Source organism: Vibrio sp. 1F279, assembly GCF_041439815.1.
GTDB classification, from domain to species: domain Bacteria; phylum Pseudomonadota; class Gammaproteobacteria; order Enterobacterales; family Vibrionaceae; genus Vibrio; species Vibrio tasmaniensis_A.
Genome location: NZ_JBGOOU010000064.1, coordinates 1 through 9,942 on the forward strand (window position 1 = coordinate 1; position 9,942 = coordinate 9,942).

Below are 9,942 nucleotides of genomic sequence, written 5' to 3' on the forward strand. Positions count from 1 at the left end.
AAAGGATCAGATCGCAAGACTCGAAAAAGGTTCAACTGATTTAGGCAACAACGCCCAAGAGGAGTGTCTGATTGCTCAATCGAATTAAAGTCTTCACCAAAAGCCAACAATGATGTGACATCTACTGTGTATTTTTTGAATTCGCTAACTAAATCAACGACAGTTCCTGATTCTGATAACTTTTCAAAGTGCTTTCTTAAACGTTCGGTAATCACACTTAACTTAGGGTAAAAATGTTTAAGGTGGCTAGGCTGGAACATAGGCTCAGTCAACTTTCTCTGATGTTTCCAACGATCACCTTCTGCAGAAAAAATACCGTTAAGCCCTGCTTCTTCAAACACACTTTCAATGCTTTTCAAACGGCGAAAGTCATCTGGCCTCGATTTTAAAATCGCCTTAATCTGAGAGGGTTCAGAGAGAACCATTACATCCTTCATTCCCAGTTTCAAACGAAAATAAGCACCATATTCATTCACCCAAGACAGCATCTGTTGATGAACATTGGGTTTCTTCAAATAACTCACATGCCCCAAAATCCCCGATTTAGGAGGCATTGGAAGCTGTTCAATTTTCTGCATTTGTATTACCTTAACTTGATCTGAATGCTATGAATAGCAGGTGCTGAGAGCGGCTTAGCATGCTTGTTATCGTAATACGAAACTTTGGTTGTGATACAACGCTAGCGCGTGTAAACAATGTGAGTACCGTATTGTGTGAACTAAAGAACTCTTGTCGCTCAGAGCGAGTGACTGCGGTGTCGGTAGATCTTATAGATAGATTGGATACCGATTGGCAGCATAGTAAAGATACCAATAAGCATCACACTTCCATAAATGTCTTTTGAGCTAAAAATTTCGCCATGCAAAGTGGCGACATCAAGGTTGTCTTTGAACAAGAAGCAAAGGATGTATTTTGACATTATGGTAACGTAAATGATTGAGGGCAGGTATAAGTAACCATGGGGCGGGATTTGCTTCAAATGTACTTTATCGTTGTAGCACCATAATGAGAAAGGCAAATAAAAGGTAAATACGCATAAAAACCACCCAAAGAAATTACTTAACGGAACGCCAAAATACACACCACGATCGGTCCAGACCCACAGCGATTTGATGAGCGAATTCACAGGATCCATAACGACATCCCATGAAACCATTACAAATGAGGCAGTAAGAGAGATGATGATTGCTTTACTTTTCGTTTGTATCGGTTTATCAAACTGATTAAGAAGGATGGTTGATATAAACCAAGAGACATAACCCAAACTGAAGTAGGTCGGCATGATTGCTAATGGGACGTCAAATATTTTAATTCCTAGTCGGTCAGAATAATAATAGTGACCGAAAGGAAATCCACTTGAAATACTAACGCTTTCGTAGAAAACACTGACAACGAAGACTAATAGAAAGAAACATGACATTTTCTTTATACCGCAATAGACACTACCGTGTAATATTGCAAACGGGAACAAAATTAGTGGAGTAAATACGCTCGATATATGTAAGTCGGTATAACCTCGAAGAAATGAATAAACAATATAAATAATGGTGATTGCAAGCAAGAATAAAGGTGCTCTAGGCTTCATATACTACTCTTATTTTTGAAACTAAAAGTCATGATAACGATTAGGCAAGATGAATAATGGTGCTAATCAATTGATATCAAATAGACGATAATAATAAAGCGGGACAGAATATCATGAAAAGTTTGTTGCCTGGTCTAATCAGTGGCTTTGATGTAATGTGATCTGTACCATTAATACGGTTGTGTCGCAAAGTTATGACGAAGTACAAGTGTACAGATCTTCAGATGCAATTAGGCTGCTAGGGCGTAAAATTGCTCCCAAGCAGATAAGCCTTCAGGATTATCGAGCTGTTCACTTTTAATTATCGACCACAGTTCCACGCCTGCCAGGGTGGAACTGGCTCCCTCATCTGATTTCCCATCAGCCAGAGTTAAACATTGACATTATGTAACGCTAACGCGTTGGCACCACTCTTATCGCTAACCACTTTTCCTAGTAAACCCTTATAGCAGATTGCCTTGGCAAAGAAGGCGCGAGCCGTTTTCTCATCACGGCGTTTGCAGAGTAAAAAATCAATGAAATGACCGTGCTTCTCAACGACTCGATAGTAATATTTCCACTGACATTTGACGTTAATGTATGTCTCGTCCATTCGCCACGCAGACGCGACTGGCTTCTTTATTTACGTGCCTGGTGCTCAAGCAGGGGAGCGTATTTAATGATCCAACGGTTCAATGTTGAGTGGTCAACACTGATGCCGTGCTCAGCTAACACCTCTTTAATTTCACGGTAGCTCAGCTTGTAGGAAACATAGTAACGAACGGACTGTAGTCTGATCTCAGAAGGAAAGTGACGGCCAGTAAACTTAATAGTCATAATGTTAAAGCTGAAGAATGTTGAGGGGTGATCATAACCTACCCCCTTGTTTGCGACACAACCCCTGTTTCTTGTGATTAAAATTTGCCGCCACTATATCGCCATTCGGGTACTGGAAGTAAGCATAACTCCATGATTTTTCGTTACATTAAGTTAGCTTTGAGATTATAGTTTAATAGCTTTTAACTTAAAGCTCTTAACTAAAAGAAAGCCCCCGACACTTATGTGTCGGGGGCTTTTTATTCTTGGTTCGGAACCGTGTCAGCTGTGTTAAAGGCTGGTTTCGTTAGGTTCTAAATCGATTCACTTGGTTTTCTAAGTGATGAGCAACTTCGGTTAAGTCGCTCGCTGCGCCAGAAATGCTGCTTACAGACTCTTGGTTGCTCTGCGCGATGGTATTGGCACCTTGCGCGTTTTCACCTAACGACTTGGTTAAGCAATCTTGCTCGTCGACAGATACTGCGATCTGGCTATTGGCTTGGTTCAGATCTTGAATGTGTTGGTTGATCACATGTAAGTTCTGAGAAGCTTGCTGTGCCTGAGTTGAAGCATCTGAAACCGTGCTGTGGCTCTCTTTGATCGACTCTAACGCATCTTTAGCGCCACGTTGCAGTGAGGTGATGAGTTCATCAATCTGGCTTGCAGAATCTTGAGTACGCTTAGCGAGCGTTCTTACTTCATCGGCTACGACAGCAAACCCACGACCTTGTTCACCTGCGCGCGCAGCTTCGATAGCCGCGTTCAATGCCAGTAGGTTAGTTTGCTCAGAAACGCCTTTGATGACTTCAAGAATGGCACCAATATTCATCGACTCTTTATGTAGGTCAGTCACTTTTTGACTGCTCACCTGCATGCTTTCATCAGCGCTGCCAATTTCGTGCAGTGTTTTGTCGACTTCTTTTAGACCCATCGCCACATTCTCGGTTGCTTGGTTTGCAACTTGAGACGCGTGGTTAGCACTTTCAGCAATTTCTGATGTGCTGGAAGCCAATTGATCAACGGCAGAAGAGATATTGATCATCTCATTGTTCAACTGTGTTGCGTTGGTCGAGCTGTTATTGGTCACTTGATTCAGCGACTCCGACATCTCACCAATACGCACACTAGAACGGTTCACTTGACCAACAATATCGCGCAGAGATTCAATGGTGATCTCCATGTTGGTCAGCAGTTCGCCGATTTCGTTCTTGCTCTCAATGTTCACTTCAACATTTAAGTTACCTTGAGAAAGCTCGTTGGTGATCTGTTTAACCTGCGCGATGCCTTTGGTAATAGAACGAGTCACCAACACAGCGCTTGTCATGCCAATCACCAAAGCCACACCTGTTAGCAAGAAGATGATTTGAACTGAACGTTTTTCACTGGCTTGCAGTTCTGGCGTTAATGCTTGTTTCTGTTGCTCTAGAATACTTTGAGCATCCGCGACCGCAATAGCCAAGCTGTCACCAATCGAGGCAAGAGTCGCAGTTCTTTGCGTGTTCTCAATCATCTGCTGATGAACTTGTTCAAAGCCTTTTGCATACGCTTCGCGCTGGTTAGAGAAATCTTCAATCAACTCGCTTTGGTAAGGGGATGATTTAAGAGACTCAATGTCGCCTTCAATACCCGGCAACGCGTATTCAAAGATATCTTTACCCGCTTCATAGGTTTTTAGGTCGTTGTTGTTTGAGTAACTCAGTACAGTGATCTTGGCTGCGAGGAAGTTCTCCATCAACATACCCGCGTATAAGCTCGCGTTTGGATCATTGTTGTTGTACGACTCATACAACAAGCTTTGCGCGGCTTTGAGGGCGTTGGTTTCTCGTTTGACCATCTCGACATTCACCAATTGGTCGATGAGCAGCTGGCTCTGTTTCATTGATCCATAAGCCGTGTCAAATGCCGCCACGCTGTCTTGCACTAATTGCAGGCTAGCTAGGCTATCGGTTTTGGTGGTGGTTTGGATTAAGTTGTTGAGCAGTTCATCAATCGCGAGTTTGCTTGATTGATAATTCGTTTCGTATTGCTCATCCAATGACTCTAAGTAACGTTCAGAGGCTAAGCGCATCTGCAGAAAATGCACTTGAATGTTGCCTGACAGTGTCGCTTTCTGGCTAAGTACACTGTATTGGCTAAAGCCGTTCGACAAGGTTTGGATACCTTTGTAACTCACAAAGCCTGAAATGACGAAAAAGAGCAAGCAGATGGCATAACCTAGCTTGATCTTAAATGCTATAGAAAGGTGGCGCATAACTATCCCTATATTTACCTGATTCCTTCACTGCGAAGTATTCCATAAAACAGTGTTCTGGGCAGGCTTAAGTGAATAGTTTGTGTAATAAGTAACGCTTTCGTTAAAAAATCCGGTTTTTTATTATCGTTTCAATGGGTTGCATATTTGTTGGAGCATGCTTAATTGAGCTAATTGTTTATTAACTTCCATGCACATGATGCAAATTGTCGGTAAAATAGTAGAAACGCAATTTAGACTCCGACTCCAAAGGCACGATATGAACCCTTATAAGCTCTACTTGGTTACTGATGACCAGCAAGATCTAGAAACGCTTAAGTTTGTAGTTGAACAAGCAATCGCTGGTGGTGTCACTATGGTTCAAGTAAGAGAGAAGCATGGAGATGTCAGAGCTTTCATTGAACGTGCGCAGGCCGTTAAGTCGATTTTGGCTGGCTCTGGTGTCCCGCTGATCATTAACGATCGGGTAGACGTTGCGTTGGCTGTGGATGCTGACGGCTTACATTTAGGACAGTCTGATATGCCTGCAGAGTTAGCACGCCAGTTGATAGGTCCAGATAAGATTCTTGGGTTATCAATTGAAACTGAACAGCAGTTACAAGAAGCCGATAGCTTACCGATCGATTACATTGGCCTCAGTGCGCTTTTTGCCACACCGACCAAGACGAATCTAAAGAAACATTGGGGCTATGATGGAATTAAAATGGCGTTGGAGACAACGAAGCTACCGATTGTCGGTATTGGTGGAATTAACGAATCGAACATCCCGCAGTTAGTTGAGAGCGGTATTCATGGGTTAGCACTGGTATCTGCGATATGTCACGCTGAAGATCCAAAACAAGCGACGCGGGATCTGTTGTCTCTGATGGGAGAGTGAAGGCTTTTAGACTAGAAGATAAATGAGTTTAACTGTTTGTTTTCTAGCTAAAACATAAGCACAGATATGTGCTTATGTTTATCGCTTGAGCTTTTAAGGCAATTTATTTAATACACAGTTTGGTTTACTGAGCGCATAAAGCAACAGTACCGATGATCATAAGAACGATCGCGGCATACCAGCCGTATTGTGCGGTCTTATCAGCAACAAACACCTTAATGTAGTTGAGTTCTTCATGCGCCATTGCAATGAAGTCTGTGTAGTTTATCGATAACTCGCGGCTGGCTTCTTTCAAGTCTTGCTGAAGTTTGTTGAAAGCCTCATCGATGAAGCCTTTTATTTCTGAAACAGACGGAGTAGCAACCAAAGTTAAGCTATTCCAAACTGCCATACGCGATTCATACTCGCTTTCACTGACACAATTAAGTACGCGTAAATCATACTCTCGTTTGTTACGCTCTTTGCCCATTTTCTCAGGGCAAATATTTCTTAAAACGTTCACGACAAATTTTCCAAAAGGTTCATTTAGATATAAAAAAGCACTCGAAGAGGGCTCATAAACTGGGTGCGAATCAATATTCAAAAGTGATCTATTTGAAGCTTTCACAAGTGGTTGCAGGGCAGGGGCACTTATGTGGGAGATTTGAAGTTGGGTCAGTGGTGTTAAAGAGCGATTTGGTTTTGTCGATATCAGTTTGATAAGACAAACCCTTTGGGATGGCATACTAGTTATGTCACTTTGGGATATCAACTAGGGTGTTTTATCCACACGACAAAGAAAATTATCGGCACAAAAAGTGGAAATGAGGTAGTGCTGGAGAAAACACCACCGTCATTTATTTAGGATTCAGTTGCTAAAATAGGCTGAATTCAAGAATAGGGGGAGATTAGTTGGCTTGCCACTGATTGTTCTCTAATGAGTGGCCTTTTAGTTTTTCAAGTAAACTTGTTAACACTGGGCCATTGATATGGCTGCGAGACACCAAACAACCCACTGGAGTAATCCAACCACCATGCTCGTGTGCCACTGGCAGTGCTACGAGATCACCTTTCTGAATCCCTTCCATCACCATCATTTCAGGCACATTTGCCCACCCTACGTTCTGTTCAACGAGATCGATGATCGTTTTGTGGTTGTTGGCATACCAAAGCATGGAGCTGATGCCATAGGTGAACCACAATTCGCGCTGCTTAGAACTACGATGCACACATTGGCGGTAGCGCTTTAGGTCTGAGTCTTGAACGACGGGCATTTGGCTCAGCTCGTGAGTGGCGGAGCTAACTGTAAGAAAACGTGCTTGACCCAGTAAGAAGAAGTCCATATCTACTTTAAGTTCACCATCCGCATAGATGATGCCTATCTGTGCTTTGCCGCGTCTGACTAAGTCTTCAACATCGAAGGTTGAGGTGGTAATAATATCGAAGTGTGTGATTGGAAACTGATCGGCTAGTGAGCTGATTATCTTAATGAAATTCTTATCTATGATGCTCTCATCAATGGCAATGATCAGTTCGTGTTCATCTTCTTGTGTCAGCGATTCTACTTTTTGGTCGAAGTACTTTTGTTGGTCGAGAATCGACTTAGCGACAGGCAATAAGGCTTTACCTGTGTTGGTCAAAACAGGGATGTTTTTCTTGCGGTTAAACAGCTCTTGATCGATGGCTATTTCTAGGTTGGCGATCGATTGGCTGACACCAGACTGAGCGCGTTTCAGCTTGCGTGCTGCAGCAGAAAAAGAGCCACTTTCACACACGGTGACGAAGACTTTTAGTTGCTCAAAACTGTACATGTTACTTCTCGCTCAATACCAAATGGGATGATAATGCTCAGGCTATCACTAATCGTGATGGCTGTTAACTTTCTCTTATTATTTCCGATGACATAATCCGAGCTAATCCAACCCATACTAGATTATTCAGAGGAATGTATGAGTACGTTAGAAAGAGTGTTTCACTCAGTATTATTCGAAGTTTTGGCTGTAACACTTTCAATTATTGGTTTAGCGATATTTACCGATCATGATGTGAATGCCTTATCAGGAACCATGATAGTTGTTGCGACAATCGCTATGATTTGGAATTACTGTTTTAACCGCATTTTTGATCGCTACTTTACGGGTGAAAAATCTCAGCGTTCACTTAAGCTGAGAATATTCCATGTGGTTTTGTTTGAAGCAGGCTTGTTGATAGCGACGATCCCAGTGATGGCTTTCTTGCTTAATGTGGGGATTTGGCCGGCATTTTTAATGGATATCGGCGTGACCATTTTTATTACCATTTACGCGTTTGTGTTTAATCTGATTTATGATCACGTGAGATCGTTCTTGGTACGCAGATCTTTCGCGGTTAAATTTGGAGCGAGCTAAAAGTGGTCTTAATCCTGGCGAGGGAGAAATAACCTCGTCATTCTAAGCTCATCTCCGTCAACACTCCCTCAAAAAAACGCAAAACGCTTTTAACCGATCCTTCGGAAAGCGTTTTGCTTTTTAGTGATGCAACGTTATCGGCTTCCCGAGTAGCCCACTTATTGCTTGCAGTTCACTTGAAAATCGATAGAGCGCTTAGGCTTTTTCGGTTTTCTGCGTGTCATCCGATGCAAAGTAGATTTTAGAAACAATCACTTCGGCAACCAGAATGGTAAATACCACTGCAAAGAAGGCGACGACACCGTTCCAAGGCCCCGTGAAATCCACTTTGTCACCAAATAGAATGTTGATGGCTTCTAGCATCACGAATTTTGAACCGACGAGAATCACATAGCTCGACAGGCCTCTGTAGATCTTAGGGGCAGTGCCGGGTTTCGACTTGAAGTAATCCGCGAGCTTATGTTCTAAGCCGATGGATAACTTGAGCAACAGCTGTAGCAAAATCGCAGCAGCAAATGAGATGGTGAAAGACTCGATATTGACGAAATCCCAATATTCATCAAAAAAATTGAGAACGGTTAAATCAACGAGTACGGCGAGTGTGTAACCGACAAAGAGCCGTTGGGGCGTATTAAATCCATATACTTTTTCTATATTGCTCATCTACATCTTCCTGAGTAAAGGGTTATAAAAAACTTAGGAGATAAACTTATAACTTTCAAACGCTTATTGTTTTATATGCGAAACAGCTCTTAAAGTGGGTGTGGCGCATTATGGTAAGTATCTCTGTCGAGATTGATCCAAGATGGTACTTCGACTTAAAGAGGAGTAAGTATGATTATTTATTTTAGGGTACAAGACGTAGAGGAGCTTTGGGGCGCGATAGATCTAGCGACACTCTTACAAATGGAACTGAGAGGGAGGCCAGATTGTACTTAGTCCAAAACTACACTTAGTCCAAAATTGAACGTTGGTAAATCTTCGGCGTAAGACCAGACACACGCTTAAACGCCCGAGAAAAGTGAGAGATGTTGGTGTAGCCGAGTTGGCTAGAGATGTAGGTCAGCGTGTGTCCTTCTTACATCAGCTCACATGCGACTGAAAACATTAGGTTTTCTTTGATTTTTCGATAGGTCGTATTTTCATTTTTGAGTTTGCGTTGAAACGTTCGCACAGAAAAATTGAGCAGTTCAGCCGCTTCTTCAAGTGAGAGATTTTGTTCTTTCATGTAGGGCTTGAGTAGCTCATAAACGCTATCGGTAAAGCTGGTGTGCCACTCAATAAGCGTCGGTTTAGCACTGAGTTCTTTAGAGGTTAGGCGAATTGGGAGTTGTAAGATTTCTTCAGGGATCAGCACAGCCGTCGACGACTGTTCAACAAACAATTGGCAGCTACTTGGCACCAGTGTTTTGACGACATCGATGTCATGTCCTTGCAGACGCACCTTACTAGGCAACCATGGGGATTTGGATAAAATGGTTATTAACTCAATGATATATGTAATTGCAAAAGCTTCTCCCCATTGAAACGTAGGGGAATTGTCTTCGGGTGCAGTTCGGCAAAACCAACTTTGGCCGTGTTCTTGAATAAGCTCGACTTTGCTGCCTGGGGAGTCGTAGGCAAAGATTGAATTTAGGTGTTTCAGCGAATCACCAATGGTTTTAAATTCGGCAAATTGATGCAAGACATTTGGGATGATTCGACGTCGAAATGCGAGTCCTAGAATATCGGTGAACCGAGATACGCCAAGTTGCGCCGATGTGAGATAAATCAAACGCTTAATGGATTCCGATGGCACAAAATCGCTTTCTGATTCGATAAGGTCTGGTGGTAAACCGGAATCTTTAAGCAACATATGTAAATCAAGACCATAGTCAGAAAAAACCTGAACCAGAATTTTAGCGTAGTTCGTCTGAATTACTGGGACTTGGTAGTGACTAGAGGTCATGAGAATACAATCCTGTATATATTGTTGCATTATTAGACGTGCATATCATTTGCAACGTTTTGTTTACTATACCCGTGATCATTGAAGGAGCTTGATTTTTTGCAATGAGAAGATCATGCT

The 9,942-nt window shown here is 42.4% G+C and carries 8 protein-coding genes and 2 pseudogenes; 2 read left to right on the top strand and 8 right to left on the bottom strand.

The features are described from left to right. The 4 genes and pseudogenes from ACED60_RS24445 to ACED60_RS24460 form a co-directional block, all read right to left on the bottom strand. Positions 1-578: cytochrome P450 (locus ACED60_RS24445; protein ID WP_371728641.1), on the bottom strand; the 578-nt coding region annotated here is incomplete at its 3' end. 158 nt (positions 579-736) lie between these two features. After that, positions 737-1,585, bottom strand: a complete 849-nt coding sequence (locus ACED60_RS24450) for a carotenoid biosynthesis protein (RefSeq protein ID WP_017104230.1) — start codon at positions 1,583-1,585, stop codon at positions 737-739. Positions 1,586-1,815: 230 nt separating this feature from the next. Further along, positions 1,816-2,401 (bottom strand): annotated as a pseudogene (locus tag ACED60_RS24455) (IS6 family transposase). Positions 2,402-2,687: 286 nt separating this feature from the next. Then, positions 2,688-4,631, bottom strand: a complete 1,944-nt coding sequence (locus ACED60_RS24460) for a methyl-accepting chemotaxis protein (protein ID WP_371728642.1) — start codon at positions 4,629-4,631, stop codon at positions 2,688-2,690. A gap of 259 nt (positions 4,632-4,890) precedes the next feature. Between ACED60_RS24460 and thiE the strand changes: the two genes are divergently transcribed. Next, complete coding sequence (gene thiE, locus ACED60_RS24465; protein WP_102278720.1) at positions 4,891-5,508, top strand: thiamine phosphate synthase; 618 nt, start codon at positions 4,891-4,893, stop codon at positions 5,506-5,508. Between the two features lie 124 nt (positions 5,509-5,632). On the opposite strand, the gene ACED60_RS24470 is transcribed toward thiE, so the two are convergent. Next, positions 5,633-5,977 (bottom strand): thiamine-phosphate diphosphorylase, encoded by a 345-nt coding sequence (locus ACED60_RS24470; protein ID WP_371728646.1) that lies wholly within the window; start codon positions 5,975-5,977, stop codon positions 5,633-5,635. Positions 5,978-6,395: 418 nt separating this feature from the next. After that, a complete protein-coding gene (locus ACED60_RS24475) occupies positions 6,396-7,298 on the bottom strand; it encodes a LysR family transcriptional regulator (RefSeq protein ID WP_371728643.1) in 903 nt (300 codons plus the stop codon). A 138-nt stretch (positions 7,299-7,436) separates the two neighbouring features. Between ACED60_RS24475 and ACED60_RS24480 the strand changes: the two genes are divergently transcribed. Beyond that, positions 7,437-7,874: a PACE efflux transporter gene (locus ACED60_RS24480; protein ID WP_371728644.1), complete on the top strand. Its 438-nt coding sequence runs from the start codon at positions 7,437-7,439 to the stop codon at positions 7,872-7,874. A gap of 195 nt (positions 7,875-8,069) precedes the next feature. Here ACED60_RS24480 and ACED60_RS24485 read toward each other — a convergent pair whose 3' ends face one another. Continuing rightward, positions 8,070-8,537 carry a hypothetical protein gene (locus ACED60_RS24485; protein ID WP_371728645.1) on the bottom strand — a complete coding sequence of 156 codons (468 nt, stop codon included), beginning with the start codon at positions 8,535-8,537 and terminating at the stop codon, positions 8,070-8,072. Positions 8,538-8,826: 289 nt separating this feature from the next. Next, a pseudogene (locus ACED60_RS24490) lies at positions 8,827-9,822 on the bottom strand (helix-turn-helix domain-containing protein). Positions 9,823-9,942 lie beyond the last annotated feature (120 nt).

Coding starts and splice junctions, on each gene's coding strand:
- ACED60_RS24475 (WP_371728643.1), bottom strand. CDS start 7,298: ATGTACAGTTTTGAGCAACTAAAAGTCTTCGTCACCGTGTGTGAAAGT.
- ACED60_RS24480 (WP_371728644.1), top strand. CDS start 7,437: ATGAGTACGTTAGAAAGAGTGTTTCACTCAGTATTATTCGAAGTTTTG.
- ACED60_RS24470 (WP_371728646.1), bottom strand. CDS start 5,977: ATGGGCAAAGAGCGTAACAAACGAGAGTATGATTTACGCGTACTTAAT.
- ACED60_RS24485 (WP_371728645.1), bottom strand. CDS start 8,537: ATGAGCAATATAGAAAAAGTATATGGATTTAATACGCCCCAACGGCTC.
- thiE (WP_102278720.1), top strand. CDS start 4,891: ATGAACCCTTATAAGCTCTACTTGGTTACTGATGACCAGCAAGATCTA.
- ACED60_RS24450 (WP_017104230.1), bottom strand. CDS start 1,585: ATGAAGCCTAGAGCACCTTTATTCTTGCTTGCAATCACCATTATTTAT.
- ACED60_RS24460 (WP_371728642.1), bottom strand. CDS start 4,631: ATGCGCCACCTTTCTATAGCATTTAAGATCAAGCTAGGTTATGCCATC.